Origin of the sequence: Actinoplanes sp. CA-252034 (genome assembly GCF_050956125.1) — a bacterium.
Classification (GTDB): Bacteria; Actinomycetota; Actinomycetes; order Mycobacteriales; family Micromonosporaceae; genus Actinoplanes.
This window is the reverse complement of record NZ_CP191846.1, coordinates 1,702,402-1,728,737: the sequence shown is the minus strand read 5'-3', so window position 1 is coordinate 1,728,737 and position 26,336 is coordinate 1,702,402. Positions and strand designations below refer to the sequence as shown.

Sequence of the window (26,336 nt, the reverse complement as noted above, 5' to 3'; positions counted from 1 at the left end):
CGGCCCGATCTGCCCTGCCGCCGGCCCGATCCGTCCTGTCGCCGGCCCATGGCGAGGGCGGCGTAACGGGCTCCGGCGTGTTCGGTGTGGGAGGCCGGGCACCGGGCGCGGCAGAACGAACCACGACACCCGGCATCCACATGGTGATCTGCCGCGGGCGGGCGGCCGCTCCACGACCCTGCGCCACCACGGTGACCTCACGACGACGCAGCCTGCCCCGCCCGGACCCGAGCCCTTCCCAGTGCCCCTCACCGACACGCAGGCTTACATCCGCCCCGGCCCAGTCGCCGAACGGCACCAGCAGACTCCCCCGCTGCCGCGCCCGGGCCGCCAGCCGGCTGACGATCGACGACGAGACCGGCCCGGGAACAGCCGTGACCACCACATCCACCCCGTCGATCAGCGCGGCCACCACCGTGGGCCAGTCCGGTCCCGGATCCGGAACGAGCGCGAGCCGCTCGAGCACGATGCCACTCTCGGCAGCGGCGACAGCCCCCAGCGCGGGCATCCCGACAACCGCACACCAGGCCCCACCCCGTGATGCCGCCGACAACAGAGCCAGCATCAGCGAGGTCCCCCCACCAGCCGACACCCCGACCCCGGCCGCCGAACCCCGCACCCCGCCGTCCACCAGCGAAAGTCCCCGCCCAGCCGCCGGGTCCCGCCCCGCACCACCCCGCGCCACCGAGCCCCCGGCTCCCACCGGCCCAGCACCGACAGACAGACCGGTCCCGTTCACCGCCCCGGCCCCCACGGCCAGACCAGCCCGACCGACCGGTCCCCCTTCTCCGGACAGACCAGCCCCACCACCCGGCCCTCGTCCGGACAGAACAGCCCCACCGACCGGCCCCACCCCTCCGGATAGATCACTCGCACCGACCGTTCCTCGCCCTCCGGACAAACCGGCCCCTCCGACCGGCCCCATCCCTTCGGATAGATCACTCGCACCGACCGTTCCTCGCCCTCCGGACAAACCAGCCCTTCCGACCGGCCCCACCCCTCCAGATAGATCACTCGCACCGACCGTTCCTCGCCCTCCGGACAAACCAGCCCCTCCGACCGATCCCTCTCCTCCGGGCAGACCAGCGGCACCGCCAGCTCGGGCGCCGCCAGGCACGCTGGCGCCGCCGGGCAGCACACGGTTGGGAAGATCCGTGTCGTCGGTCGGATCGGATCGGCCGGGCCGGGCCGCACGATCGGGCCCGAGCTCCCGGGACGACACAGGAGATCCCGCCCGGCCCGGGCTGGTCGGCACGTCTGCGCTGATCGGCGGAAAGCCGCGACCCGCCGGTATGCCCGGCCGGGACGTCGAGCCCGCGTCAGAGGACCTAGCTGAAGCAGTCCGCAACGACCTGTCCACACCGGCCGGCAGGATCTGCCCGTTGGCAACGGCGACGGTGCTGCCCCGGCGCAGCGCGCGTCCCGGCAGCAGCCCACTCAACTCAGCCGCCACCGGCAGCGTCCGGTCCACGTCCAGCTCACCGGTTCCGGTAGCCGTCCGGACCAGTCCTGTGAGGGCGTTCGCACCACTGATCATGCGCCCAGCCACGTCATGCCTCGCTCTGCTGCTCCCCGTAAAGCACCACCGGACGGCAACCCCGGTCACATGAACGGACTCCCCACCGGCACCACCACGCCGCCCCACCGTTCACCCCGGTCAGCTCCGGCGAAGAAGGCCTACGCCCCGCCAAAGAAGGCTGACGCCGCCGCCGAAGAAGAACCGGCAGCCCGCCCATCGACGCTCCGAGCGGGATGCCCGCCGGGACGGAAGACACCGAGCCACGTCTCCCACCCGAGGACACCGCACGAACACAGCCGAATGCCGCCGTCGTCATATCCGGCGACGGTCACGGCCGGGCGGGCACACTCTCAGCCGACCATCGCCCTTGATCACGCACTCAGGTGAATCCTCGTGCCGGCCGTGGGGAGGGCCGGAAATGCCCGGCAGCGGGGAAGTCCAAGGAAGCCCGCCGACCGGCAGAGGGCGCGGGGTGGGCGGCCGAGGATGCGACCGCTGGTGAAGGGCTCAACGCGGGCGGCCGAGAGAGACGGCGAAGATGTGCACCCACCTGCAAAGCGCGCGCGGCGAACGCCCGAAGGAGACGCCCATCGGCGAAGCGCACCCGGTGGAGGCTCGAAGAGAAGGCCGGAAGCGCACGCCCGCTGACGAATCTCAGGGGCGGAAGTGCACGCCCGCTGACGAATCTCAGGAGGCGGAAGGAAGGCTCAGGGCGCGCATCCGCCAGGGAAGGCGTGTGCACGGCAGGGACGCCGCGGGTGGTCATGCGGCCAGTGGGGGCTGGTAGGAGAAGCCGAGGGAGGACTCGGCCACGGTGACGAACTGCTCGGCTGCCCGTAGCAGGTCATCGGCCTCACGGGCGCTGACCACGTGGGGAATGCCGGCCTCGGCGGCGGCGCGCTTGCTCGCGCCGAGAGCGAAATAGCCGGCCCAGTCGCTGAACTCCGGCGCCACCAGGACCAGCAGCGACCAGGCGCTGGTCGCACGAGCTCTGCGCCCGGGCGCGGAAGGGCGGGCCCTCGCGGCGATCAAGGCCGCAGCCGCACGCAGGGCGGCCAGATGCGCCGTCGCGTAGCGCAACCCGTCCGGCCCGGTCGTCGCCGCCTCGGTCAAACCCTCGTGGGCGATCGCCAGCAGCTGAGCGGGAGTGCGATGGGGCAGCATGTGAGCCGGCACCGTAGGAGCCTCCGACCGCGAAGCCGCACCGACCTGCGCGGGACCGGCCTGAGCCGGGACGGCAGATGGATGAGAGGCGGGAGCCGAGCCGAGCCGCGGCGGGCCTGGCTGGGCCGGGACGGCAGGCGCTTGGGCCGGGGTTTTGTGTGCCGGACCGGGAGCCGCCATGAGGTCCGGGGCCTGGGTGCTCGCCATCGTCGTTTCTCCTCGCTCGTTCCGCATCCGACGTTGGTAGGTCGAACCGATCGCTGCGGAGGAAGACGCAGCATGCCGTTACCGGCCCAAGCCGGAGACCGGGGCTCCAACGGGCGGCCGGAGCCCCGGTGGGCGGCCACTCGGACCGCCCGACGGCAAGCCGGCCAGGTGTGAAGCTTCCCCACACCACACCCGGCCGGCACCGCCGGCTGGTCCGTCGCCCGCCACCGGGGGTCGGGGGCGGCGAGCGACGGCCTGCCTTGAACGAGGCCCGGACCCGCGAATGCCCGGACCACGTGTGCAGCGCTTCGCGGGCGCCGCACCCGGGAGGCGAGCCGCGAAACACGCTCCCGGAGCCGAACGAACATCCTTTAGAACATCCGTTCTAACTACCGCAGAGACTAACACCCCCCTACGACAAAAACGCAACCTTGGGCGCCCCGCGCCACCAGGTTTTTAGAACGGATGATCGACAGACCGCGGCGGTACGCGTCACAACCCCCGGGACACGACTCCCCTTCCCTCTGATACCCCCTGGGGGTATGTTGACCGCAAAGTAGAGGGAGAGGCTCATGAACCACAGCACGCACGGATCCGCCTCGTGGCGAACGGCGGCACAGGCGACACTGCACTGCCTCACCGGCTGCGCCATCGGCGAGGTGCTCGGCATGGTGATCGGCACCGCGCTGGGCTGGACCGCCGGCCCCACCGTGGCGCTCGCGATCGGACTGGCGTTCGTCTTCGGCTATGCGCTGACCATGCGGCCGCTACTGCGTTCCGGCATCGGTGTCCGTGACGCGCTGAAGGTGGCACTCGCCGCCGACACGGTGTCGATCGTCGTCATGGAGATCATCGACAACGCGATCATGCTCGTGGTGCCCGGCGCGATGGAGGCCGGCCTGGCAAACCCCCTGTTCTGGGGCTCGCTCGCCTTCGCCCTGGCGGTGGCGTTCGTGCTGACCGTGCCGGTCAACCGGTGGCTGATCGCTCGCGGCAAGGGCCACGCGGTGACGCACCGGTATCACGCCGGCCACCAGCCCCACACCCACTGACCGAGATCAAGCTCAAGGGACGCGGCACGGGCAAACGCGGCACGGGCGGGGGACGGGCGCGGGGGTCACCCAGTGCGGGGATCGGGCGCAGTTGCGGGCTCCCAAAGGGGGGCGAACGCGAACGGACCCGCACCGGGCGCATATCGCCTGCCGGGCGAACGGCGAGCCAAAGGATGACCGGCGCCGGACGCAGATCGCCTCCCGGCCGAACGGCGAGCTTACGGCGACCGACACCGGACGCACCTCGCCTCCCAGGCGAACGGTGAGCCAAAGGGTGACCAGCACCGGACGCAGATCGCGCCTCCCGGGCGAACGGCAAGCCAAAGGGTGACCGGCACCGGACGCACATCGCGCCTCTCGGGCGAACGGTGAGCCCGACGGCGGACCAATGCCGAGGCAGGTGTTCGACACTCCGGCCCGAGGACGATGCGAGCCATCAACAGGATCGCGGCGGGTTCGGGGCGATCCCGGGAGAGGGCACTCCCGGTCTCTTCCCGGCCCGCCGCGATCCTGTGGTACGACGAAGGCCGACCGCGACGACGGACGGCCCCTACAACATCGCCTTCATGGTGGCGATCTCCGCCTGCTGGTCGGTGACGATCTTCGCGGCCAGGGCTTTGGCCTCCGGGTTGGCGCCGTCGGCGATCTGGTCCTCGGCCATCGTCACGGCGCCCTCGTGGTGGGCGATCATCATGGTGAGGAACTGGCGGTCGAAGGCCTCGCCGGTGGATTCGGCCAGTTTCGTCATGTCGGCGGCGGACATCATGCCGGGCATCGACTCGTGGCCGGTGCCGTGGCCGTCACCCGTGGCGACGGGTGGGCGGCCCCAGTCGGAGAGCCAGCCGGCCATGGTGGCGATCTCCGGGGACTGCGCGGCCTCGATCGTGGCCGCCAGCTCCTTCACCCGGGGGTCGGAGGCGCGTTCGGCGGCCAGGGCCGACATCACGACGGCCTGCTGGTGGTGGACGCTCATGTGCTCGGCGAACGCCACATCGGCGTCGTTGAACACGGCCCCGGGCGAAGCGGAGACGGGTGCGGATGCGGGTGTGGCTCCGGCGCCGGAGTGGCCGGAGGAGTGACCACCCCCGCTGCAGGCGGTGACGGCGAGGGTCAGGGACAGAGCGCCGGCCGGGAGGGCGCGGCGCAGCAACATGCGGGACATCGAGGGCCTTTCCTTGATCGGAGATGACAACAGCGGGCGACAAATCCCGCTATATGCGCATCACCGATGTCACCGCCAGCCGCAAGCCGGCCTGCAGCGAAGGCGGCGCCCTCGGAATCACCCACCCGGCGGAGAACACGAACGCGGGCACGCCCACCGGGGAGCCGGCCCGCCGTCGCAGCAGAAGCCAGGCCAGCAGCGACACCGCCGCCGTCAGCCCGGCGAGCACCGCCAGGCAGACACTCCACGCCGAGCCATGCCCGCCACCCGACTCGTGGTCCTCCGAAGGTGAGCCGACAGCCGGCCCGCCCACAAGAGAGCCGACCGAATGAAGACCGACCAGAGGAGCGACAAGGACAGACGAGGCGGAAGAGACGAGGAGAAAGGGAGACGGCGCGGAGGACCCGAGAGGGAAGGGAGACGGCGCGGAAGCCGGGCCGCCGGCGAGATGCGCCCCGTGGGAGCCGGCGACCCGCCCATGACCGAGGGTGTGCATCGACGCCAGCCCGATGACCGTGCAGGTGAGCAGCACCCACCAAGCCATCCGGCGCACCGTCGCGCCACCCACCGCCGTGATCCACACATCTCCACGGTACCCATGACCGGGCGCGGATCCCCACGATCGTGAATACGATGGCGGGATGGCGACGATCGTGGTCACCGGCGGCAGCTCCGGTGTGGGGCTGGCCGCCGCGGAGCAGTTCACCGCGCGCGGTGACGAGGTGGTCCTGGTGGGGCGTGATCCGCGTCGTCTCGCCGACGCGGTGGCCCGGGTGCGGCCGGCGGCGCATTTCCGCGCCGACTTCGAGAGCCTCGCCGAGGTGCGGGCCCTCTCCGCGGACCTTCTGGCCGGCTTCCCGAGGATCGACGTGCTGGCCAACAACGCGGGCGGCATGGTCGACGACTTCCGGCGGACCGTGGACGGGTTCGAGGCGACGTTCCAGGGCAATCATCTGGGGCCGTTCCTGCTGACCAACCTGTTGCGGGAGCGGCTGCGGGGCGCCCGGGTGGTGAACACGGCGTCCCGTGCGCACGTCCGCGGCCGCCCCGACCCGGATCGTCCGGCCGGCGATCCGGGGAAGTACAACCCCTGGCAGGCGTACGGGGCGGGCAAGTCGGCGAACATCCTGTTCACCGCGGAGGCGGCCCGCCGCTGGCCGGATGTGTTCAGTGTCTCGTTCCACCCGGGTGTGGTGCGGACGAACTTCGGCGCCGGCCGGACCGTTCGGCTGTTCTACCGGTATGCGCCGTTCCTGGTCACCCCCGAGAAGGCCGGTGAGCTGCTGGTGTGGCTGGCCACGGCGCCGGAGGCGGAGCTGGTGAACGGCGGCTACTACGTGGGGCACAAGCTGACCCGCCCCGCGCCGCACGCCCGTGACCCCGAGCTGGCCGGGCGGTTGTGGGAGGCCAGTGCCGAGGCGGTAGACAAGTAGGGATGCAGAACCATCCGAACGTGATCGCGGTCCGCGACGCCCTGAAGGCGGCCGGGGCGGACACCGCCGAGATCGTCATCCTGGACGAGGCGGTGCACACCGCCGCCGCCGCGGCCGCCGCTCTGAACATCGAGGTCGGCCAGATCGCCAACTCGCTGATCTTCGATGCCGACGGTGAGCCGCTGCTGGTCCTGACGTCGGGCGCGCACCGGGTGGACACCGCGAAGGTGTCCGCCGGGCTGGGCATCGGCAGGCTGCGCCGGGCGACGCCGGAGTTCGTCCGGCAGCACACCGGCCAGGCGATCGGCGGGGTCGCCCCGCTGGGCCATCCGAAGCCGGTGCGGACCCTGGTGGACGTCGAGCTGGAGCGGTTCCCGGTGGTCTGGGCGGCGGGCGGCGTACCTCGGTCCCTGTTCGCCACCACCTATGCGGAGCTGGTCCGCGTCACCACCGGGACCCCGGCCGAGGTCGCGTGACCGAGCAGAGCGTCAGCCTGCACGTCTGGCGGGTCCCGCGCCGCGCGATCGGCGCCGCCATGCTGCGCATGGCCTTCACCCGGCGAGATCTCTCCGGGGTCGAGTTCGGCAAATTCCTGGGTACGGGCACCGGCGCCACTTTCGGACCCGGCGACACGGACCTGACCCGCTGGGCGGCGATAACCGTGAGTGACGCCCCGGTTCGTTTCCCACGCTGGGACGCGATAGCCGAGAGGCATGCCCGCGTCGACCTGGAACCGCTGGTGAGCCGGGGCTCGTGGTCGGGCCGCACCCCGTTCCGCCCGACGGGCCGCAAACCGGACGGCATGGTGGTGGCGCTGACCCGGGCCCGGCTGCGCCCGACGCGTGCGCTGGGTTTCTGGCGGGCCGTCCCGGCGGTCGCGAGAGAGGTGGCGGGCGCGCCGGGGCTGCTCGCCCGGTTCGGGGTCGGTGAGGCGCCGATCGGCTGGCAGGGCACGGTCAGCGTGTGGCGCAGCGCGGCAGATCTGACCACGTTCGCGTACCGTCAGCCGGAGCACCGCGCGGTGATCGCCCGTACGCCCACCGACGGTTGGTATGCGGAGGAGCTTTTCGCCCGTTTCGCGGTGCGTGACCTCACCGGCGACCGCACGGTGCTGGGCTGGATCGACGAGGAGCTGACAGAGCGATGAGGCTCGTAGCTTGGCAGCCGGACGACCTGCTGCGCCGGCTCGACGACGTGGTGACCGTCTACGGCGAGGCGATGGGCTACCGCAAGGAGCTGCTGCAGACCCGCCGTGGCTACATCGGCTCGCACGTTCGCCGGCCGGGCTTCCGGGCGGTGGCGACGCTGACCGCGGAGGGCAGGCTGGCCGGTTTCGGGTACGGCTACACGTCCGCCCCCGGCCAGTGGTGGCACGACCAGGTGCGGGCCGCTCTCGACGAGCCGTCCCGCCGGTACTGGCTGTCGGAGTGTTTCGAGGTCGTCGAGCTGCACGTGCGCCCGGTGGCGCAGGGTCACGGGGTGGGGTCGCGGCAGTTGCGGGCGCTGCTGGCGATGGCCGAGGGCCGGCGGGTGCTGCTGTCCACTCCGGAGGCCGACGAGCAGGCGTCCCGGGCGTGGCGGCTGTACCGGCGATTCGGATTCGCCGACGTGCTGCGCGACTTCCTGTTCCCCGGCGACGAGCGGGCGTTCGCGATCCTGGGGCGGGAGCTGCCGCTGGCGGAGCGCCCGGCCGAGGGAATGGTCGGCGGCTGACCGCGTTGCGTGTCGTTCCCTGGGCGCTACTGGGCGGCCTGATCCTGGCCCAGATCTGCTATCCGCTGACCGAGGGCGGGACGCGTGCGGGCCTGACCGTGGCGACCGTGCTGATCGGCGTGGTGCTGTCGGTGTCGCACGCGTGGCTGTTCCGGGGGCCCGGGCGGCGGCCGCGCTGGTGGGGACGGCGATGCTCGGCGGCTTCGCGGTCGAGGCGATCGGTGTGGCCACCGGGTTCCCGTTCGGGACCTACGACTACTCGGGGCAGCTCGGGCCGAAACTGCTGGGCGTGCCGCTGATCATTCCGCTGGCCTGGACGTGGATGGCGTGGCCGGCGTGGCTCGCGGCGCTGCGGGCGGCCCGGGGGCGGGCGGCCCGGATCGCGGTGGCGGCCGGCGGGCTGGCCACCTGGGACCTGTTCCTCGACCCGCAGATGGTCGCCGAGGGGTATTGGCGCTGGCACGACCCGGTTCCGGCGCTGCCCGGGGTGCCGGGGATCCCGATCGGCAACTACCTGGGCTGGCTGGGATTCGCGATCCTGCTGATGACCGTGCTGTCGGCCGCCGCGCGCACGGTGTCGTCCCCGGTTCCGGCGGACAGGCCGATGCTGGCGTTGTGGCTGTGGACGTACTTCTCCTCGGTCCTCGCCCACGCCGTCTTCCTGGACCTGCCCGCCTCGGCCGCGTGGGGCGGTGTCCTGATGGGACTGGCCGTGCTGCCACTGCTGCTGTCGCGGGGCGCCCCGCCCGGCACGGCCACCGCGCCGGCACCGGGCGGGACCGTCGCGGACCGGAACCGCACGTGACCGCCTGGCTGCTGCTCACGCCGTTGCTGCTGCTCACCGCGCACACCGCGGTCAACGCGCTGCTGTTGCGCCGCCCGCGCCGCGACGCCACGGTCACCGGGCGGGTCGCCGTCCTGCTGCCGCTGCGCGACGAGGCCGAGCGGGTCACGCCCTGCCTGGAGTCGCTGCTCGCCCAGCGTGGCGTGCCTGACATGACCGTCCACGTCCTCGACGACGGGTCCACCGACGGGACCGCCGACGTGGTCCGGGCGGTGGCCGGCTCTCGGGTGCGACTGCTCACGGGCGGCCCGCTACCGGACGGCTGGCTGGGCAAACCGAACGCGTGCCGGCAACTGGCCGACGACGCCGGCGATGCGGACGTGCTGGTCTTCGTCGACGCCGACGTGGTCCTGGCACCGGACGCGATCGCCGGGGCGGTCGAGCTCCTCCGGACGACCGGGGTGACGCTGCTCTCGCCGTACCCCAGGATCATCGGTGCCGGACGGCTGGTCCAGCCGCTGTTGCAATGGTCCTGGCTCACCTTCCTGCCGTTGCGCCGCATGGAACGCTCGCCGCGCCCGTCGCTCGCCGCCGCCGGCGGCCAATGGCTGGTGGTGGACCGGGCCGGATACCAGCGGGCCGGCGGGCACGCCGCGGTCCGCGACGACATCCTCGAGGACATCGGCCTGGCCCGCGCGGTGAAACGCTCCGGCGGGCGGATCGCCCTCGCCGACGGCTCCCGCCTGGCCACCTGCCGCATGTACACCACCTGGCAGGAGCTGGCGAACGGCTACGGCAAATCGCTGTGGGCGTCCTTCGGGTCGGCGTCCGGCGCGGCCGCCGTCGTGGTCCTTCTTCTCTGGTTGTACGCGCTACCGCCTCTGTTGCTACCCGTTGCCGGTCCGGCCGTCGCCGCCGTGGCCTACCTGCTCGGCGTCACCGGCCGCCTGATCAGCGCTGCCGCCACCGGCGGTCGCCTGCTCGACGCGTTCGCCCACCCGCTCTCGGTGGCCCTGTTCGCGGGACTGGTCGCACGCTCGTTCCACATGCGGCGCACCGGTCGCCTGACCTGGCGGGGACGCCGCGTGTAGCCCCGGCGGTCGCGGCCGGGCGGCAAGGGACCGCATCACCCGCGCGGGAGCCGGGGGACGGGCATCATTCGGCGGGAGGGCGCCGCCCGTACCATAAGAAAAGGGGTAAGTCGTGAGTGACGTCGTCGTGGTGGGCGCCGGAGTCGGTGGTCTTGCCGCCGCGGTGCGGCTCGCCGCCGCCGGGCATCGGGTGACGGTGCACGAGCGGGCCGTGGAGCCCGGCGGCAAGCTGGCGGTGTATGAGCGGGACGGCTACCGCTTCGACACCGGCCCGAGCCTGCTCACGCTGCCGCAGGTCTTCGACGACCTGGAGCTGGGGTTGCGCCCGGAGCCGCTGGACCCGGTGGTGCGGCACGTCTTCCCCGACGGTGTGGTGCTCGACTCGTCGCCGGTTCACGCGGTGTTCCTGGAGCGGATCACGGCCGCGCTCGGCGCCGACGCGGCGCACGACTGGGACCGGTTCTGGCGGCGGGCCGAGCGGATCTGGCGGGCCTCCTGGGAGTCGGTGCTGCAGCGGCCGGTGTCGGCGGCGTCGCTGGCCCGGCTCACCTGGCGGGTCGGTGATCTCGCGGCGATCGCGCCGGGCCGGTCGCTGCGCGGCCTGGGCCGGCGCTACCTGCGCGATCCTCGGCTGCGGATGCTGCTGGACCGCTATGCGACATACACCGGGACCGATCCGCGGCGCGCGCCGGCGGCGCTGGCCGCGATCCCCTACGCCGAGCTGGCTTACGGCGGCTGGTACCTACCGGGTGGCCTGGGCACGCTGGCCGCGGCGCTGCGCGCGCGATGTGACGATCTGGGGGTACGCCTGGAGCTGGGCTCCGAGGTCGCCGCGATCGAGGCCGATGCCGCGGTACGCGGGGTGAGCCTGGCGTCGGGCGGTTTCGTCCGTGCCGACATCGTGGTGTCCGACGTGGACGCCGTCACCCTCTACCGGGACCTGCTGCCCAGCCCGGACCGGCTGGCCGGGCTCGCCGACCGGAGCCTGGGCGGGTTCGTGCTGCTGCTCGGGGTGCGCGGGGACACCCCGGAGCTGGCCCATCACACGGTCTTCTTCCCGCGCCGCTACGACGGTGAGTTCGACGCGATCTTCCCGGGGCCGGGGCGGCGGGCCCGGCCGGTGGACGATCCGGCGGTGTTCGTCACCCGGGCCGAGGATCCGGCGGTGCACCCGGAGGGCCGGGAGGCGTGGTTCGTGCTGGTGAACGCGCCACGCCACGGGACCGAGCAGTCCGCTGTGGACTGGCGGCGGCCGGGGCTGGCCGACACGTACGCCCGTCACGTGCTGGACGTGCTGGCCCAGCGTGGGGTGGACGTGCGGGACCGGCTGGAGTTCCTGGAGACCCGGACACCGGCCGACCTGGCCGAGTCGGCGGGCGCGCCGGGCGGGGCGATCTACGGCACCGCGGGTGGCCTGCTGCGGCCCGGCAACCGCGGCCCGGTGGACGGATTGTTCCTGGTCGGAGGCTCGGTGCATCCGGGCGGCGGGTTGCCGATGGTGACCCTGTCCGCGCGGATCGTGGCCGACGCGATCGGGCCGGCCTGACTGTCTGACAGGGGCCGGGCTGCCTGATAGTGGCCGGACTGTCTGACGGGGCTGGGCCGGGCGGGTCGGGCGGGCCCGGCCTATGACGTGGTTCGGGCGGCCAGGAAGGCCTTGGCCATCGCGGAGGCCAGGTCGGCCGGGTTGCGGGCGGCGATCGCCTGACCGCCGGTGGCCTTGGCCATGTCCTGCAGCGCCTTCATGTTGGCGTCCGGGCCGTAGCCGACCGCGATGACCGAGACCGGCCGGGCCGGGTCGCGCCCGTCGTTGAGCCGCTTGAGGAACTCCTGGTTGTTCATCGCGAACCGGGTGCCGCCGTCGGCGCCGTCGGTGAGCACCACGACCACCGACGGGCGGCCGGCCTGGGCCTGCTCGCGCATGGTGTCGACGCCGTCGAGGACGCTCTGGTAGAGCGGCGTCCCGGCGTTCGCCCGCGGGCGGTACGTGGTGATCTGCTCGGCCAGCGCCTGCCGCCGGGGTTTGCCGCCGGCCGCCGCGGTGATCGGGCCGAACGGGACCACCTCGGTGTGTGCGGGATCGGTGGCCGCGGCCGCCCCGAAATACCACATACCGATCGTGGTCTCCTCGTTGAACAGCTCGGACGCGCTGGCCCCGGACTCGCGCAGCAGGGACGCCTTGGTCTCCGGCCCGGCACCGATCTTCTCGTTCATCGAGCCGGACTCGTCGATCAGCAGCAGCACCTGGAAGGCCACGGTCTGGAATCCGGCCCACTGCTGAGCCGGCGTGAGCATCGCCTTGGCCGACTCGGGCAGTCGGGCGCCGCCGGCGGTGGGCTCGGTGCGGAACCCGGCGGCGGCCAGATCCGGCTTGCTGATCGCGGCACGCAACTGCTCGACCAGGCGGGTCTTGACGCCCTTGCGGACCGCGTACGGGTAGTCGGCCTCGACCTGCCCGTCGACGGGCACCGCGGCGGTCAGCGGAACCTTGTGCCCGGCTTTCTGGTAGGCGGTGACCTGCTGCTCGACGAGTGGGAAGACACCGACGTCGAAGGCGGCCGAGCCGGGATCGGTGAGCCGGGCCATCTGGATGATCAGGGAGGTGGGGTCGGCGTTCGCCTTGGTGAGCCGACTGCGCAGGGTCAGGGCGCGCAGCTGGGCGATGCCCGGATCCTTCGTGGTCAGCGCCGCGGCGGCGTGCACCCCGTGGACGCTGAGCAGGCCGGTCGTGGTGATCAGTGGATCGGGCATGGTCACGACCGGCACCCGCTCCTCGGTGACGGCCTTGGTCAGCGTGGTCCAGGCGGTCTTGCCGTCCTGGGCGTACTGGGCGGCGAGTGCGGGCGGCGCGGCCAGCACGATCGGCGACCAGGCGAGGGTGGCCCCGGAGGTCTGGAAGACGTGCTTGCGGTCGGCGGCGATCGGCAGCCAGACACTCGACGACGGCACCCAGACGTCCGGCTGGTCCTTGGCGGCCACGGTGACGCCGGGCTCCTCGGCACGGACCACGATCGACGAGCAGCGCTGGCCGGCCGGCTTGAGACCGGCCGCGGCCTCGCTGATCAACGGGGCGATCTCGGGGGCCGCGGCCACGATGAGCTCGGGGTCGGGACAGGGGGTGACGGTCGGGGTGGACGACGGCACCGGCGCGGCGCTGGTCTGCGCGGCCGGGGTGGACGTCCCGTTGCTCATCAGCCGCCAGGCGACGCCGCCGGCGACCAGCAGGACCGTGATCACGAGGACCGCGGCGAGCAGGACACGACCACGGCTCTGCGGCGCCTCGTTCCAGTCGCCGTGGTCCGGCGCGGGCAACTGCCTTGGCCACTCGTTGTCGGACATGCCACCTAGCCCCGTCGTTGAGGTCGGTACCGATGCCTGCCGGATAGTAGTCCGGTATTCATGTCCTGCAATGGTTCAGTAAGTAACGCGGCACATCAGGGCTATATCCGAGGCTCAGCGATGGCGATCACTATCAGTTCGCCGTCGTCACTGAGGCCTGCGGGCTCCCGGCTCCATCCGCCGTAGAGCTGGTCGACCCGGAAACCGGCAGCGCGCAGGGAGTCACGCAACGTAGCTTCGTCGCGGAATCGATGGACGGCCGTGCTGGTCAGCTCGAGACCGTCCGGGAACAGATAGTGATGGACGACGGACACGGTGCTCTCGTCAGGGGACGGGACGCCCTCGGTCCACGCCACCACGGCCGAGCCGTCGGCGAGCACGATGGCCCGCTCGGTGCCGGCCCGGTCCCACCCCTGCCACGGGCGCGACACCGGGTCGCGGCCGTCCATGATCAGCCGCCCGTCGACGGTCAGCGCGTCGCGCAGGGCGTGCAGGGCGCGCGACCACTCCTCATCGGACACCAGCAGCTCGGTGACGTGACCGGTCAGGAAGGCGACGTCGAAGGAACGGGGCGCCAGCGTCTCGTAGGAGCCCTCGATCCAGCGGACCCGGGCGGCACCGGGCTTGCGGCGGGCGGCGTCGAGGCTCGCGCGGGCCGGGTCGACGGCGGTCACCTCGTGACCGGCCGCGGCCATGGCGATCGCCAGGCGGCCGGTGCCGCAGCCGAGGTCGAGGACCCGGGGCGTCATGCGGTCGGCGAGGACCCGCATGAAGAAGTCGTCCTCCCAGCCCCAGGGATGCTCGGCGTCGTGGACCTCGACCAGCCGGGGATCGCGGTACTCGCCATGCCACACATCCGGAGCCTAGACGCGGAGCAGCCTCTTGACTACCCGATGTGGACGGTTGCCGCGCAGTGCTCGATGACCACCTCACGCAGGGCCGCGGCGGCGTGCGACATGATCGCTCCGCGGCGCTGGGCGAGGGCTATGGTGCGGCGCATGCCGGGCGGCGCGAGCGGGGTGGCCCGCAGCAGAGGACGGTTGGCCAGCACCATGCTGGGCACCAGCGCGACGCCGAGGCCGGCTTCGACGAAGGCGAGCACGGCGTCCATCTCACCGCCCTCGACGGCGAACCTGGGGGTGAACCCGGCCCGCTCGCAGGCCTGCAGGGTGACGTCGCGGATGTCGTAGCCGTCGCGGAACATCACCATCGGCGTGTGCCTCAGCTCGATCAGGTCCAGCTGGCGGGCCACGGTCGGCGGCGGCCCGGTGGCGACCGAGGCCACCACGAGACTCTCCCGGAGCAGCTCGGCGGTCTCCAGCGCCGGGTCGACGCCGTGCTCGGGCTGCACGATCAGGGCCAGGTCGAGGGTGTGCGCGAGAAGATCGGCGATCATGTCCTGCGAGCTGCCCTCGGTCACGTGCAGCCGGATGCCGGGGTGGTTGGCCCGGTACGCCCGGAGCACCGCCGGGACCAGCGAGGAGCAGAGGCTGGGGGTGGCGCCGAGGCGGATCTCGCCGCGCCGGAGCCCGACGATGTCGGCCACCGCGTCCCGGGCCGCGTCCGCGTCCGCGATCATGCGCTGCGCCAGCGGGAGCAGGGTTTCTCCAGCTACCGTGAGGGTCACGCCCCCGCGGATGCGCTCGAACAGCGGCGCGCCGAGTGACATTTCGAGGGTGTGAATCTGCTTACTCAACGTTGGTTGCGAGACGCCCAGTTCGTCCGCCGCTTGGGTGAAATGTCGTGTCTCTGCCACCGCTACGAAGTACCTGAGTTGTTGCAGCTGCACCTTAATAGCTTATAGCTATGGAGGACAGCACCTGCATGCATTAGACGAATCGACTGGGACTTTCTACCGTCCAAGTTGTGGCGGTAGACACTCCTGTTCCCAAGACGACCAAGGCTGCGGGTGCGATGGCACGCCCCACGCCGCCGAAGTCCGTCCGGCCCTCGTCGGTCGTACTCAAATTGATCATGGCGGCCAGCGGCACGCTGCTGGTCCTCTTCCTTTTCGCGCACGCGGCCGGAAACCTCAAGATCTTCGTCGGTGAGACGGACTTCGACCACTACGCGGAGTGGCTGCGGGAGCTCGGCACGCCCCTGCTGCCGCACGCCTGGTTCCTCTGGATCCAGCGTTTCGGCCTGCTGGCGGCGATCGGCCTGCACATCTGGGCGGCCGCCGTGCTGACCATCCGGGCCAAGAAGGCCAGGCCGGTCAAGTACGCCCACCGGCCCAAGATCCAGGGCAGCTACGCCGCGCGCACCATGCGCTGGGGTGGCGTGATCATCGTGCTGTTCGTGATCTGGCACATCCTCGACCTGACGCTGGGCACGGTGAACCCCGCCGGTGGCGACACGGTGCCGTCCGACCGGGTGGTCGAGGGCTTCGCCCCCGAGCGGTGGTACGTGACCCTCTTCTACGTCCTCGCGGTCGTGGCCGTCGGGTTCCACCTGCGGCACGGCATCTGGAGCGCGGTCCGCACGATGGGCCAGCAGACGATCAAGGGCGAGCGCCGGGCCAAGGCCGTCGCCCTCACGCTCTCGGTGATCCTGGTCGCGATGTACCTCTCGGTGCCGTTCGCGGTCACGCTCGGATTGGTGGGTTGATCATGAGTGCCAACGACTTCTGGGCCGAGGGTGAGCCCGTCTTCGACAAGGCCGCCCCGGACGGGCCGGTCGAGACCCGCTGGGAGCGCCGCAAGTTCTCCGCCAAGCTGGTCAACCCGGCGAACCGGCGGAAGCTGACGGTCATCGTGGTCGGCACCGGCCTGGCCGGCGGCTCGGCCGCGGCGACCCTGGCCGAGGCCGGGTACCGGGTCAAGTCGTACTGCTACCAGGACAGCCCCCGCCGCGCACACTCGATCGCCGCGCAGGGTGGCATCAACGCCGCGAAGAACTACCGCAACGACGGCGACTCCGTCTACCGGCTCTTCTACGACACGGTCAAGGGCGGCGACTTCCGCGCCCGCGAGTCCAACGTGTACCGGCTCGCCCAGGTGTCGGTGAACATCATCGACCAGTGCGTCGCCCAGGGCGTCCCGTTCGCCCGTGAGTACGGCGGCCTGCTCGACAACCGCTCGTTCGGCGGCACCCAGGTGTCCCGGACGTTCTACGCCCGTGGCCAGACGGGCCAGCAGCTGCTGCTCGGTGCGTACCAGGCCCTGGAGCGCCAGATCGGCCTCGGCAACGTCGAGATGAACGCCCGGCACGAGATGCTCGAGCTGATCATCGTGGACGGCAAGGCCCGCGGCATCGTGGTGCGCGACATGGTCACCGGCGAGATCACATGCGAGTTCGCCGACGCGGTCGTGCTCGCCTCCGGTGGTTACGGCAACGTCTTCTTCCTGTCGACGAACGCCAAGGGCTGCAACGTCACCGCGTCGTGGCGGGCCCACCGCAAGGGCGCGCTGTTCGCGAACCCCTGCTACACGCAGATCCACCCGACCTGCATCCCGGAGTCCGGCTCGCACCAGTCGAAGTTGACCCTGATGTCGGAGTCGCTGCGCAACGACGGCCGGGTCTGGGTGCCGAAGAACGCCGCGGACTGCCAGAAGCCGGCCGGGGAGATCGCCGAGGAGGACCGCGACTACTACCTGGAGCGGATCTACCCGTCGTTCGGCAACCTGGTGCCCCGTGACATCGCGTCCCGGGCCGCCAAGAACGTCTGCGACGAGGGCCGCGGTGTCGGCCCCGGTGGCCTCGGCGTGTACCTGGACTTCGCCGACGCGATCAAGCGGCTGGGCCGCAAGGCGGTCGAGGCGAAGTACGGCAACCTCTTCGAGATGTACGAGCGGATCACGGGTGAGGACCCGTACGAGACGCCGATGCGCATCTACCCCGCCGTGCACTACACGATGGGTGGCCTGTGGGTCGACTACGACCTGCAGTCGACGGTCCCCGGCCTGTTCGTGGTGGGCGAGGCCAACTTCTCCGACCACGGCGCCAACCGGCTCGGCGCTTCCGCGCTGATGCAGGGCCTGGCCGACGGCTACTTCGTGCTCCCCAACACGATCAGCAACTACCTGGCGGCCGGGCCGTTCCCGAAGGTCACCGAGTCGGACGCGCCGGTGGTGGAGGCCCGCAAACAGGTCGAGGACCGGATCGCCAGGTTCCTGTCGATCGACGGCGACCGCACCGTGGACTCGTTCCACCGCGAGCTCGGCCAGATCATGTGGGAGTACTGCGGCATGGAGCGGACCGAGGAGGGCCTGACCAAGGCCATCGGCCTGATCCGGGCGCTCAAGGAGGAGTTCTGGACCCGGGTGAAGGTGCCGGGCAAGGGCGAGGAGCTCAACCAGAACCTGGAGAAGGCCGGCCGGGTCGCCGACTTCATCGAGCTGGGCGAGCTGATGTGCATCGACGCGCTGCACCGGCGGGAGTCGTGCGGCGGCCACTTCCGGGGCGAGTCGCAGACCCCGGACGGTGAGGCGCTGCGCCACGACGACGAGTTCAGCTACGCCGCGGCGTGGGAGTACTTCGGCGCCGACGGCAAGCCGGTCCTGCACAAGGAGGACCTCAACTTCGAGTACGTCCACCCGAGCACGCGGAGCTACAAGTAATGGACATCAAGGTCAGGGTGTGGCGTCAGGCCGGTCCGTCGGCGGCCGGCAAGATGGTCACCTACGACGTGAAGGGGATCTCCCCCGACGCGTCGTTCCTCGAGATGATCGACGTCCTCAACGAGACGCTGATCCTCTCCGGCGACGACCCGATCGCGTTCGACCACGACTGTCGCGAGGGCATCTGCGGCGCGTGCAGCATGGTCATCAACGGTGTGGCGCACGGCCCGGAGAAGGCCACCACCACCTGCCAGCTGCACATGCGCAAGTTCTCCGACGGCGACGTGATCGACGTCGAGCCGTGGCGTGCCGCCGCCTTCCCGGTGATCAAGGACCTGGTCGTCGACCGGACCGCCTTCGACCAGATCATCCAGGCCGGTGGCTACATCACCGCGCCGACCGGCACCGCGCCGGACGCCCACGCCACCCCGGTGCCCAAGAAGGACGCCGACGCCGCGTTCGAGGCGGCCACCTGCATCGGCTGCGGCGCCTGCGTGGCCGCCTGCCCGAACGGCTCGTCGATGCTGTTCACCGCCGCGAAGATCGCCCACCTCGGCCTGATGCCCCAGGGTCAGCCGGAGCGTGACAGCCGCGTCATCGACATGCTGCAGGCGCAGGACGACGCCGGATTCGGCGGCTGCACCAACGCCGGCGAGTGCACCACGGTCTGCCCCAAGGGCATCCCGCTGAGCCTCATCGGCCGCCTCAACAGCGACTACCGCAAGGCGATCAGCAAGCGCTGACCGCGCTGACTCCAGGTACCGGGCACAACGGCGTGTCCGGTACCCGGCTTCTTCGGATGCCCGGCACAACGGTGTGCCGGGCATTCGTCTTTCCGGCGGTACGCCGTCGGCCGCCCCCGCCGAGGGGTCTCAGCCGCCGAAGCCGGTGTGCAGGAACGTCGCCAGGATCTCGATCATCTCGGTCTCGCCGGCGACGGGCGCCGGGTCGGCGAACCAGTCGGTGACCGCCGACGACAGCGTCGTGGTGAAGAGCGACGCCGCGACCAGCGGGCCCCCGGGCGGGTCCAGGCCGGCGAGATGGCCGGCGATGTGCCGCAGGTCCGGCTCGAGCATCTCGCGGCTGCGGCGGGCGAACGCCTCGTCGACGATCGCGGCCTGCTGCAGCGCCGACATGATCGCGCGATGCTCGCGGTAGAAGGCCCAGTAGACGGCGACGTGCCAGCGGACCGCCTCGCGGTCGCGGAAGTCGTCGAGGTGCCCGGCCAGCCCGGCGCTCGCGTCCCCCTCGGCCAGCAGGTCGGCGAGCAGCGCCTCGAGCAGCTTCTCCTTGCTCGGGAAGTGCTTGTAGAAGGAGCCGGTCGCCCGCCCCGCCTCGACCGTGATGTCCGTGATCTTGGTGTTGAGGTAGCCCACCCGCTCGAACACCCGGATCGCGGCCGCCTTCAATTCCGCCTCGGTCTGCGCCGCCTGCTGTGCGCGCGTGCCCATCACCACTTGACGGAGGTTACCAGCGGCCGTACGGTGAATTCATGTTCACTGAATCCAGATTCACCATAATCGTGGGCGCCGGGCCCACCGGCCTCACCCTGGCCCGCCAGCTCGACCGGCACGGTGTGCCGTACCGGATCGTGGAGAAGTCGGCGAAGCCGTTCGACGGCTCCCGCGGCAAGGGCCTGCAACCGCGCACCCTGGAGGTCCTCGACGACCTCGGCCTGATCGACGGCTTCCTGGCCGCCGGCAGCCCCTACCCCGGGCTGCTGGCCCACCTGCCCGACGGCGGGACACACGCCTTCCGGCTCGACGAGCTGCACGCGCCGACCCCTGCCGTGCCGTGGCCGAACATGCTGATGCTCCCCCAGTGGCGCACCGCCGAGCTGCTCGCCGACGGCGTCCCGGTGGAGCTCGGCACCGGCCTCACCGGGCTCAGCCCGCTCGACGGCGGGGTCCGGGTCATACTCGACACCGGCGAGACCGTCGACGCCCGCTACGTGGTCGGCGCGGACGGCGGGCGCAGCACGGTCCGCAAACTGGCCGGCATCGGCTTCGAGGGCGAGACCCACGAGGAGGAGCGGATGCTCATCGCCGACGTGCGCGTCACCGGCCTCGACCGCGACCACTGGCACGTGTGGCCGGGCGAGGGGCGGGCGTTCCGGCTCGGGTTGTGCCCGCTGCCCGGCGGAGACTGGTTCCAGCTGACCGCGCCACCGTCCGCGCTGACGCCCGCCGAGCTGGTGGCCGCCGTCGACCCGTCGATCACCGTCACCGAGGTGGGCTGGACGTCGGAGTACCGGGCGAACATGCGGATGGCGTCACGCTTCCGGGCCGGGAACGTGTTCCTCGCCGGCGACGCGGCCCACGTGCACTCACCGGCCGGCGGGCAGGGGCTCAACACCGGGATCCAGGACGCGTACAACCTGGGTTGGAAGCTCGCCACCGGCAGCTCGGCGATCCTGGACACGTATGAGGAGGAGCGGCTGCCGGTGGCGGCGGGCGTCCTCGGCATCAGCACCCGCCTGCACCGGCGCCACGCCGAGGGCGCCGACGACGCCCTGCGACGCGACGACCCGGTGCTGCGGCAGCTGTCGCTGAACTACCGGGGCACCACGCTGGCCGTGGAACGCCGGCCGCAACCGGGGTCGGTACGGGCCGGAGACCGGGCGCCCGACTCGCCGCTCGCCGACGGCCGGATCTTCGACCGGCTGCGCGGGCCGCACGCCACAGTGCTCGCCTTCGACTGGACCTCGCCGCTGCCCATCCTGCCCGTGCCGGTCCACCACGTCGCCGAGGCCGCGGGGGTCTACGGCACGACCGGGCCCACGCTGCTGCTGATCCGGCCGGACGGCTACGTCGGCTGCGCCACCCACGACGTACATGACGTGCTCGGCTACCTGGACCGGCTGGGGCTCTGAGACGGGTGTCGCGCCTCGGCCCGGAGACGGTCCACCGAGGCTCTCAGGGGCGTCGGCAGCAGGCGGCCCCGCAGATCGTCGAGGGCTGCGCTCACCAGGTCGTAGAGAGCACCGGCCGGGGCGTCCGGAGCGGCGGACAGGGTCTCGCGCACCAGGGCGGCACGAGTGAAACGGGCATCCCACCGACGGTCCGCGCCGATCCGCCGGTACAGGTCTACGGCCTGTCTCCGCAGCCGCGTGACGTCGTCGCCGTACCCCTGATCGAGCTCGGACCGCCGCGGCAGGGAGTCGCGCTCGGCGGCCCTCGCCAGGTTGCGGCGGCGCTGCTCCGCGGCCTGGCGGCTGCCGAGACCGAGCGCGGCGGCGATCGCCGGCCAGGTGACGCCGGATCGCCGGGCGCGGTCGATCAGCTCCAGCTCCTCGGCCTCGAGCCGGGCCCGTCGCGCCCGGATCTCCCGCAGCCCGTCCAGCTCCGTCACCGTCGCCGCCTCTCCCGGCATATCCGCCGTCCCGCATTCCGCTTCAGCGGTTCACGTCTCCGCCGCATTCTCGTCCACGAAAGACAGCGGCCGTTCCGAAGGAAGCCTTCGGAACGGCCGCTGGGAGAGGCGGCCGGCGAGTCCCCGTGTCAACTCGCCGGCCGCCGAATGAGGAAAGTCGATGTTCTCGAGAGGATCAGAGCTGAGCGGCCCACACCGGCGCGAACGGCGTGATGCGCAGCGGCATCCGGGCCTCGGCCGGGGTACGGTCGCCCTTGCGGTTGTTGCAGCGCCCACACGCGGCAACGGTGTTCAGCCATTCGTTACGGCCACCCCGCGAACGCGGCAGCACGTGGTCGATGGTCGAGGCGGCGTCACCGCAGTAGGCGCACCGCCGCCCGTCCCGCGCCAGCACACCGGCCCGCGACCAGCCCGGACCACGACCGCGGCGCCACCGCGTCACCACATAGGACACCAACCGGACCACGGTCGGCACCGGGTAGACACCCATCCGTGTATCCGGCTGGGCCTCGTGCACCACGGCGACCTGACGGAACAGCATCCGGATCGCGTGCCGGAGGCTGACCCGGTGCAGCGGTCCACAGTCGGCGTTCAGAACCAGAACCGCACTCATTTCGTCACCTCCGGAAAATCATTCGCCCAACAGCGAAATCACAGCTCAGGGGCGCTCCACCCCGTACGGATCCGCTGAAGAGAAAATAGGCCCGACATCGACCACCGACAACCGAATAAACACCCGGAAGCGGATCGGGGACAACGCGGAACGCGATGGACCGGGACCCGCTCGGGGCCGGACCTTCCGGGGCCGCGCCACACGATCGGCCACGGATCGGATCGACAGGAGTCAGCGCAGAGCGCGATGGACCGCGACGGTCAACTGGAACAGGCCGAGGACCTGCAGGAGCAGCCAGATCGCCACGGTCACGGTCAGCACCGGGGCCGTCCATGCGGGCTCGGCCAGGGCGGCGAGGGGGGCCAGGACCAGTCCGGTGACGCCCACCGATACGCGGGTCGGGCGCTCGCCGACGGTGACCGCGCCGATCTCCTTCATCCCGGCGGTGGCCGCCCGGGCCCGCAGGTACTCGTGCAGCCAGCTGCTCGCACCGGCGGCCACGGCGAGCCAGGCCGGGGCGCCGGCCAGCCAGAACGCGGTCAGCCAGGCGGCCTCACCGAGACGGTCGGCGACCGAGTCGTAGACGTGCCCGGCCCTGGTCACCCGCCCGGTCACGACCGCGACCGCCCCGTCGAGCCCGTCGGCGACGGCTGCCAGCAGCACCAGCAGCGCGCCGGCCGCCAGGCCCGCCGGACCGGCGAGGCCGATCACCACCGGCACGGCGAGGCAGATCAGCAGACCGGTGAGGGTCACGGTGAGCGGCCGGATCCGGTTACGGCCGAGAAGAGAGCCGATCCGGTACGCCAGAAGCACCCACCCCCGGACCACCGGAGTAGCGGTCCGCGGGTCGAAGCCGCCGTGCAGCCCCGACCAGGCCGTCACATAGTCGTCCCAGCCCATCACCGCCCCGGCCGACGGCTCGGACGGGGGCGGCGTGGGTGGTGGCACGGTCAGGCTGCGGCGGGGATGGCCTCGGCAGCGGTCAGCAGCTGCCAGACCTCGCGGGTCGCGGTGGAGCGGTTGAGGGTGATGAAGTGGATGCCGGGGACGCCCTCGGCCAGCAGGCGGGCGCACATCTCGGCGCACAGCTCGATGCCCAGGGCGCGAACCGCCTCGGGATCGTCGGCGAGACGCTCGAAGCGGGGCAGCAGCGCCGGCGGGAACGGGGCGCCGGAGAGCACCGTGGCCCGCTCGATGGTGGCCATCCGGGTCACCGGCATGAGGCCGGGCAGGATCGGGGTGTCGCAGCCGGCCGCGGCGACCCGGTCACGCAGACGCAGGTAGTCGTCGGTGTCGAAGAACATCTGGGTGATCGCGAAGTCGGCGCCGGCCCGGCACTTGCGGACGAAGGCGCGGGTGTCGCTCTCCACGTCGGCGGAGCGGGGATGTTTGTACGGGAAAGCGGCCACCCCGACGCTGAAGTCACCCGACTCGCGGATCAGGCGCACCAGGTCCTCGGCGTAGAGGACGCCCTCGGGGTGCTTGACCCACTCGCCGGTCGGGTCGCCGGGCGGGTCACCGCGGACGGCGAGGATGTCGCTGATCCCGGCGCCGGCCAGCCGGCCGATCACGTTGCGCAGCTCGGCGATCGAGTGGTCGACCGCGGTGAGGTGCGCCATCGGCAGCAGGGTGGTCTCGGTGGCGACCCGCTCGGTGACGGCGACCGTGGTGTCCCGGGTGGTGCCGCCGGACCCGTACGTGATCGACACGAAGTCGGGCCGCAACGACTCGAGCTCGCGGATCGCCTGCCAGAGCAGCTGCTCCCCGGCCGGCGTCTTCGGTGGGAAGAACTCGAACGAGAACGTCGGCGCCGGACCGCGGACCAGGTCACCGACGGACGGCGTACCGGGCAGCCGGGAGGGAAGACCGAGAGCCATACCCGAACTCTACCGGCCGCCGCCGCGCCACCTGCCTGAGCCCGCCGGCGACGGCGGTCCGGGACGCACCGGGGTTTTCCCCGGCTGAGCAGGGGCGCAGGGCACCGGCTAGCGTCTGGAAGGGTGACGACCTCTCCGCTCGAGCGGGCCGGACTGCGGCCCCGTGTCGACAAGGCACTCGCCGGCTTCCTCGCGACCCAGCGGGCGCACCTGCTGGAGATCGACCCGGCGCTGGCCGAGGTGGCCGACGCGGTGTCGGCGTTCGTGCTGGGCGGCGGCAAGCGGCTGCGGCCGGCGTTCGCGTACTGGGGGTTCCGGGGCGCCGGCGGCATCGACTCGGACGAGGTGGTGGCCGCCGTCTCGGCACTGGAGCTGGTGCAGGCGAGCGCGCTGATCCACGACGACCTGATGGACCGGTCGGACACCCGGCGCGGGGAGCCGTCGGTGCACCGGCGGTTCGAGCAGCTGCACCGGCGCGAGGGGTGGCGCAGCGACGCGGCCGGGTTCGGCGACTCGGCGGCGGTCCTCCTCGGCGACCTGGCCCTGGTCTGGTCGGACGATCTGCTGCACATGTCCGGGATGGGCCTGGCCGAGCTGGCCCGGGCCCGGCCGGTCTTCGACCGGATGCGGACCGAGGTGACCGTCGGGCAGTACCTGGACGTGCTCACGCAGGCGACCGCCGACACGTCGCTGGAGCGGGCCGGCAAGGTGGCCCGGTTCAAGTCGGCGAAGTACACGGTGGAGCGCCCACTGCTGCTGGGCGCGGCGCTCGCCGGGGCCGGGCCGGAGGTCTTCGCGTCGTACACGGCGTTCGGCCTGCCGCTGGGTGAGGCGTTCCAGATGCGCGACGACGTGCTCGGCGTCTTCGGGGATCCGGCGCAGACCGGCAAGCCCGCCGGTGACGACCTGCGCGAGGGCAAGCGCACCTATCTGGTGGCGTCGGCGCTCGCGGCCCTCGATGCGGCCGGCCGGGCCGAGCTGGACGGGGCGCTGGGCGATCCGGCGCTGGACGACGCGGGCGTGGAGCGGCTGCGGGCGATCATCCGCGGGTCGGGGGCGCTGGACGCCACCGAGGCACGGATCGACGCGCTGAGCGGGGAGGCACTGGAGGCGCTGGGTGCGGCGCCGATCGACGACGAGGCGCGTGAGGTGCTGCTGGCGCTCGCCGACGCGGCGACCCGCCGCTCGGTCTGACACTCCCCGGTACGGGCCCGCCCTCACACCTTCCGGATCGGGGGCGGGTAGCCGTACCCCATCGTGGGCTGGATCTCAGAAGCCGATCGCCTGCGCCCGCCGTTTCGCCTCGCGGGCCAGATCGCCGCCGAGCGCGGTCGCCGCGTTGCCGCCGAGGGTCTCGTCGGGTGCGTAGAGCCACCCGAGAGCCTCTTCGTCGTTGTACCCGGCGTCATGGAGCAGGGTCAGCACGCCGGGCAGGTGCTTGAGCACGGTGGCGTTCGCCACCAGCTCGGCCGGCACCACGCGGATGCCGTCCCGGCGGACCGCGAGCAGCGATCCCTCGCGGATCAGCTGGTGCACCTTGCTGATCGTCAAACCGAGCTTTTCGGACACATCCGGCAGCGGGATCCAGCCGGAGGGGCCGGTGGTTACGGGTTCGGTCACCTGTACAGGGTGCCAGACCAGATCGGAGAACTGTTGATGAGCCTGTGGCGCAACGTCCGTGCGGAGACGGCCGGGGCCTGGCGGTCCCTCTGTTACGACCTCGGGCGGCGCCCGCGGGCCCGCCGCGGGGCCGTCCCGGACGTCACGTCGACGGGGATGAGCACGTTTCCGGGCTCGCTGATCGGCATGCCGGCCGTGCCGGTGGCCGACGACACACCACCTCCTCGGCGATTTGTCGCGGTTGCTGCCTTCTGCGCGCTGGCGGCGTGCGGCGCGGCCGGGTCCTACCTCGCCGCGACGACGGCGTTCGCCGGGCGGATGACCGACCCGCCGGCAGCCGCGCCGGAGGTCGTCGTGCCGCCCCGCCCGCCCACCTTCGAGGCCGCGCCGGAGACCACGCACCGTGACGACGCCCGAATGGGCGGCACCCCCCGCAAGGCCCGGGCCGCCTCGCCGACCCCGGTGGCGCCGGTCACGACGACCACCACGCAGGTCGTCATCACACCCGCGCCGACCAGGGAGAACACGCGACCGACGGCGCCCGTCACGGGCCCGCCCGAGTGCGACTGCGACACCCCGCCGGTGCCCACCCCGACGGCGCCCTCCGCCACCGCGTCCGCGTCCGCGTCACCGAGCGCCTCGACGGACCCGAGCGCTTCGGCTCCTCCGGTCTTCGGCGGCATCATCGGGATCCCGAACAGTGACGGCCATCACCAACGTAACTCATGGTGATAAGTACCTTATTTCGCTTATGTGAATGGCTTCCACATCAATCAGTCCAGCTCACAGCCGTTCGGGTACCCGTTTGGACTCAGCTGTGACATCCTGGGC

The 26,336-nt window shown here is 71.9% G+C and carries 26 protein-coding genes and 2 pseudogenes; 14 read left to right on the top strand and 14 right to left on the bottom strand.

The features are described 5' to 3' along the window. Positions 1 to 82: 82 nt before the first annotated feature. The 3 genes and pseudogenes from ACQPZW_RS08085 to ACQPZW_RS08075 all read right to left on the bottom strand — a co-directional run. Positions 83 to 724: pseudogene (locus tag ACQPZW_RS08085) on the bottom strand (hypothetical protein); the annotation flags it as partial. An 11-nt stretch (positions 725 to 735) separates the two neighbouring features. Further along, positions 736 to 876, bottom strand: a complete 141-nt coding sequence (locus tag ACQPZW_RS08080) for a hypothetical protein (protein WP_433794204.1) — start codon at positions 874 to 876, stop codon at positions 736 to 738. Positions 877 to 2,281: 1,405 nt separating this feature from the next. Beyond that, positions 2,282 to 2,683, bottom strand: a complete 402-nt coding sequence (locus tag ACQPZW_RS08075; RefSeq protein WP_433794203.1) for an SAV_6107 family HEPN domain-containing protein — start codon at positions 2,681 to 2,683, stop codon at positions 2,282 to 2,284. 779 nt (positions 2,684 to 3,462) lie between these two features. Between ACQPZW_RS08075 and ACQPZW_RS08070 the strand changes: the two genes are divergently transcribed. After that, positions 3,463 to 3,942, top strand: coding sequence for a DUF4396 domain-containing protein (locus tag ACQPZW_RS08070; RefSeq protein WP_433794202.1), 480 nt, complete (start codon positions 3,463 to 3,465; stop codon positions 3,940 to 3,942). Between the two features lie 550 nt (positions 3,943 to 4,492). Here the strand turns inward: ACQPZW_RS08070 and ACQPZW_RS08065 are convergent. Continuing rightward, complete coding sequence (locus ACQPZW_RS08065; RefSeq protein WP_433794201.1) at positions 4,493 to 5,104, bottom strand: DUF305 domain-containing protein; 612 nt, start codon at positions 5,102 to 5,104, stop codon at positions 4,493 to 4,495. Between the two features lie 49 nt (positions 5,105 to 5,153). Continuing rightward, positions 5,154 to 5,687, bottom strand: a complete 534-nt coding sequence (locus ACQPZW_RS08060; RefSeq protein ID WP_433794200.1) for a hypothetical protein — start codon at positions 5,685 to 5,687, stop codon at positions 5,154 to 5,156. 58 nt (positions 5,688 to 5,745) lie between these two features. Between ACQPZW_RS08060 and ACQPZW_RS08055 the strand changes: the two genes are divergently transcribed. The 7 genes and pseudogenes from ACQPZW_RS08055 to ACQPZW_RS08025 all read left to right on the top strand — a co-directional run bounded on the left by ACQPZW_RS08055 (position 5,746) and on the right by ACQPZW_RS08025 (position 11,671). Then, positions 5,746 to 6,537, top strand: coding sequence for an SDR family NAD(P)-dependent oxidoreductase (locus ACQPZW_RS08055; protein WP_433794199.1), 792 nt, complete (start codon positions 5,746 to 5,748; stop codon positions 6,535 to 6,537). A gap of 2 nt (positions 6,538 to 6,539) precedes the next feature. After that, on the top strand, positions 6,540 to 7,013 hold the full coding sequence (locus ACQPZW_RS08050) for a YbaK/EbsC family protein (protein WP_433794198.1): 474 nt from the start codon (positions 6,540 to 6,542) through the stop codon (positions 7,011 to 7,013). A gap of 59 nt (positions 7,014 to 7,072) precedes the next feature. Next, entirely contained in the window at positions 7,073 to 7,684 is a 612-nt protein-coding gene (locus ACQPZW_RS08045) for a monooxygenase (protein ID WP_433797466.1), read from the top strand. After that, complete coding sequence (locus ACQPZW_RS08040) at positions 7,681 to 8,250, top strand: GNAT family N-acetyltransferase (protein ID WP_433794197.1); 570 nt, start codon at positions 7,681 to 7,683, stop codon at positions 8,248 to 8,250. The genes ACQPZW_RS08045 and ACQPZW_RS08040 overlap by 4 nt, the downstream gene beginning before the upstream one ends. Continuing rightward, a pseudogene (locus ACQPZW_RS08035) lies at positions 8,247 to 9,038 on the top strand (carotenoid biosynthesis protein); the annotation flags it as partial. The gene ACQPZW_RS08040 and the pseudogene ACQPZW_RS08035, both read left to right, overlap by 4 nt. A gap of 13 nt (positions 9,039 to 9,051) precedes the next feature. Then, the gene (locus ACQPZW_RS08030; protein WP_433794195.1) at positions 9,052 to 10,125 is read left to right on the top strand and encodes a glycosyltransferase; all 1,074 of its coding nucleotides are present in this window, start codon (positions 9,052 to 9,054) and stop codon (positions 10,123 to 10,125) included. 112 nt (positions 10,126 to 10,237) lie between these two features. Next, positions 10,238 to 11,671 (top strand): phytoene desaturase family protein, encoded by a 1,434-nt coding sequence (locus ACQPZW_RS08025; protein ID WP_433794194.1) that lies wholly within the window; start codon positions 10,238 to 10,240, stop codon positions 11,669 to 11,671. 80 nt (positions 11,672 to 11,751) lie between these two features. On the opposite strand, the gene ACQPZW_RS08020 is transcribed toward ACQPZW_RS08025, so the two are convergent. The 3 genes from ACQPZW_RS08020 to ACQPZW_RS08010 all read right to left on the bottom strand — a co-directional run bounded on the left by ACQPZW_RS08020 (position 11,752) and on the right by ACQPZW_RS08010 (position 15,259). Continuing rightward, positions 11,752 to 13,464 (bottom strand): substrate-binding domain-containing protein, encoded by a 1,713-nt coding sequence (locus ACQPZW_RS08020; RefSeq protein WP_433794193.1) that lies wholly within the window; start codon positions 13,462 to 13,464, stop codon positions 11,752 to 11,754. A gap of 101 nt (positions 13,465 to 13,565) precedes the next feature. Next, entirely contained in the window at positions 13,566 to 14,318 is a 753-nt protein-coding gene (locus ACQPZW_RS08015) for a class I SAM-dependent methyltransferase (RefSeq protein WP_433794192.1), read from the bottom strand. A gap of 32 nt (positions 14,319 to 14,350) precedes the next feature. Further along, complete coding sequence (locus tag ACQPZW_RS08010) at positions 14,351 to 15,259, bottom strand: LysR family transcriptional regulator (RefSeq protein ID WP_433797465.1); 909 nt, start codon at positions 15,257 to 15,259, stop codon at positions 14,351 to 14,353. A 179-nt stretch (positions 15,260 to 15,438) separates the two neighbouring features. Between ACQPZW_RS08010 and ACQPZW_RS08005 the strand changes: the two genes are divergently transcribed. The 3 genes from ACQPZW_RS08005 to ACQPZW_RS07995 are packed head-to-tail and all read left to right on the top strand — an operon-like array spanning position 15,439 to position 18,766. Beyond that, positions 15,439 to 16,071 carry a succinate dehydrogenase cytochrome b subunit gene (locus ACQPZW_RS08005; RefSeq protein ID WP_433797464.1) on the top strand — a complete coding sequence of 211 codons (633 nt, stop codon included), beginning with the start codon at positions 15,439 to 15,441 and terminating at the stop codon, positions 16,069 to 16,071. Positions 16,072 to 16,073: 2 nt separating this feature from the next. Beyond that, entirely contained in the window at positions 16,074 to 18,023 is a 1,950-nt protein-coding gene (locus ACQPZW_RS08000) for a fumarate reductase/succinate dehydrogenase flavoprotein subunit (protein ID WP_433794191.1), read from the top strand. Next, entirely contained in the window at positions 18,023 to 18,766 is a 744-nt protein-coding gene (locus tag ACQPZW_RS07995; RefSeq protein WP_433794190.1) for a succinate dehydrogenase/fumarate reductase iron-sulfur subunit, read from the top strand. Before ACQPZW_RS08000 ends, ACQPZW_RS07995 begins: the two co-directional genes overlap by 1 nt. Before the next feature lie 129 nt (positions 18,767 to 18,895). On the opposite strand, the gene ACQPZW_RS07990 is transcribed toward ACQPZW_RS07995, so the two are convergent. Continuing rightward, positions 18,896 to 19,474, bottom strand: coding sequence for a TetR/AcrR family transcriptional regulator (locus ACQPZW_RS07990; RefSeq protein WP_433797463.1), 579 nt, complete (start codon positions 19,472 to 19,474; stop codon positions 18,896 to 18,898). A 71-nt stretch (positions 19,475 to 19,545) separates the two neighbouring features. Between ACQPZW_RS07990 and ACQPZW_RS07985 the strand changes: the two genes are divergently transcribed. Further along, positions 19,546 to 20,895, top strand: a complete 1,350-nt coding sequence (locus tag ACQPZW_RS07985) for an FAD-dependent monooxygenase (protein WP_433794189.1) — start codon at positions 19,546 to 19,548, stop codon at positions 20,893 to 20,895. Here the strand turns inward: ACQPZW_RS07985 and ACQPZW_RS07980 are convergent. The 4 genes from ACQPZW_RS07980 to metF all read right to left on the bottom strand — a co-directional run bounded on the left by ACQPZW_RS07980 (position 20,871) and on the right by metF (position 23,885). Then, complete coding sequence (locus ACQPZW_RS07980) at positions 20,871 to 21,395, bottom strand: hypothetical protein (RefSeq protein WP_433794188.1); 525 nt, start codon at positions 21,393 to 21,395, stop codon at positions 20,871 to 20,873. The two genes, ACQPZW_RS07985 and ACQPZW_RS07980, sit on opposite strands and share 25 nt — an antisense overlap. A 175-nt stretch (positions 21,396 to 21,570) precedes the next feature. Further along, positions 21,571 to 22,008, bottom strand: coding sequence for an HNH endonuclease (locus ACQPZW_RS07975; RefSeq protein WP_433794187.1), 438 nt, complete (start codon positions 22,006 to 22,008; stop codon positions 21,571 to 21,573). A 231-nt stretch (positions 22,009 to 22,239) separates the two neighbouring features. After that, complete coding sequence (locus ACQPZW_RS07970) at positions 22,240 to 22,908, bottom strand: CDP-alcohol phosphatidyltransferase family protein (protein WP_433797462.1); 669 nt, start codon at positions 22,906 to 22,908, stop codon at positions 22,240 to 22,242. Between the two features lie 50 nt (positions 22,909 to 22,958). Then, a complete protein-coding gene (metF, locus tag ACQPZW_RS07965; RefSeq protein ID WP_433794186.1) occupies positions 22,959 to 23,885 on the bottom strand; it encodes a methylenetetrahydrofolate reductase [NAD(P)H] in 927 nt (308 codons plus the stop codon). Between the two features lie 123 nt (positions 23,886 to 24,008). Between metF and ACQPZW_RS07960 the strand changes: the two genes are divergently transcribed. Further along, on the top strand, positions 24,009 to 25,079 hold the full coding sequence (locus tag ACQPZW_RS07960) for a polyprenyl synthetase family protein (protein WP_433794185.1): 1,071 nt from the start codon (positions 24,009 to 24,011) through the stop codon (positions 25,077 to 25,079). 75 nt (positions 25,080 to 25,154) lie between these two features. Here ACQPZW_RS07960 and ACQPZW_RS07955 read toward each other — a convergent pair whose 3' ends face one another. Beyond that, a complete protein-coding gene (locus ACQPZW_RS07955; protein WP_433794184.1) occupies positions 25,155 to 25,505 on the bottom strand; it encodes an Rv2175c family DNA-binding protein in 351 nt (116 codons plus the stop codon). Positions 25,506 to 25,514: 9 nt separating this feature from the next. Between ACQPZW_RS07955 and ACQPZW_RS07950 the strand changes: the two genes are divergently transcribed. Beyond that, entirely contained in the window at positions 25,515 to 26,237 is a 723-nt protein-coding gene (locus tag ACQPZW_RS07950) for a hypothetical protein (protein ID WP_433794183.1), read from the top strand. The last annotated feature ends 99 nt before the right edge of the window (positions 26,238 to 26,336 follow it).

Excerpts from the sequence above, each read along its gene's own strand:
- ACQPZW_RS08075 (WP_433794203.1), bottom strand. The coding sequence starts at position 2,683 with ATGCTGCCCCATCGCACTCCCGCTCAGCTGCTGGCGATCGCCCACGAG.
- ACQPZW_RS08070 (WP_433794202.1), top strand. The coding sequence starts at position 3,463 with ATGAACCACAGCACGCACGGATCCGCCTCGTGGCGAACGGCGGCACAG.
- ACQPZW_RS08065 (WP_433794201.1), bottom strand. The coding sequence starts at position 5,104 with ATGTCCCGCATGTTGCTGCGCCGCGCCCTCCCGGCCGGCGCTCTGTCC.
- ACQPZW_RS08055 (WP_433794199.1), top strand. The coding sequence starts at position 5,746 with ATGGCGACGATCGTGGTCACCGGCGGCAGCTCCGGTGTGGGGCTGGCC.
- ACQPZW_RS08050 (WP_433794198.1), top strand. The coding sequence starts at position 6,540 with ATGCAGAACCATCCGAACGTGATCGCGGTCCGCGACGCCCTGAAGGCG.
- ACQPZW_RS08045 (WP_433797466.1), top strand. The coding sequence starts at position 7,073 with ATGCTGCGCATGGCCTTCACCCGGCGAGATCTCTCCGGGGTCGAGTTC.
- ACQPZW_RS08040 (WP_433794197.1), top strand. The coding sequence starts at position 7,681 with ATGAGGCTCGTAGCTTGGCAGCCGGACGACCTGCTGCGCCGGCTCGAC.
- ACQPZW_RS08020 (WP_433794193.1), bottom strand. The coding sequence starts at position 13,464 with ATGTCCGACAACGAGTGGCCAAGGCAGTTGCCCGCGCCGGACCACGGC.
- ACQPZW_RS08005 (WP_433797464.1), top strand. The coding sequence starts at position 15,439 with ATGGCGGCCAGCGGCACGCTGCTGGTCCTCTTCCTTTTCGCGCACGCG.
- ACQPZW_RS08000 (WP_433794191.1), top strand. The coding sequence starts at position 16,074 with ATGAGTGCCAACGACTTCTGGGCCGAGGGTGAGCCCGTCTTCGACAAG.
- ACQPZW_RS07995 (WP_433794190.1), top strand. The coding sequence starts at position 18,023 with ATGGACATCAAGGTCAGGGTGTGGCGTCAGGCCGGTCCGTCGGCGGCC.
- ACQPZW_RS07990 (WP_433797463.1), bottom strand. The coding sequence starts at position 19,474 with ATGGGCACGCGCGCACAGCAGGCGGCGCAGACCGAGGCGGAATTGAAG.
- ACQPZW_RS07980 (WP_433794188.1), bottom strand. The coding sequence starts at position 21,395 with ATGCCGGGAGAGGCGGCGACGGTGACGGAGCTGGACGGGCTGCGGGAG.
- ACQPZW_RS07975 (WP_433794187.1), bottom strand. The coding sequence starts at position 22,008 with ATGAGTGCGGTTCTGGTTCTGAACGCCGACTGTGGACCGCTGCACCGG.
- ACQPZW_RS07970 (WP_433797462.1), bottom strand. The coding sequence starts at position 22,908 with ATGGGCTGGGACGACTATGTGACGGCCTGGTCGGGGCTGCACGGCGGC.
- metF (WP_433794186.1), bottom strand. The coding sequence starts at position 23,885 with ATGGCTCTCGGTCTTCCCTCCCGGCTGCCCGGTACGCCGTCCGTCGGT.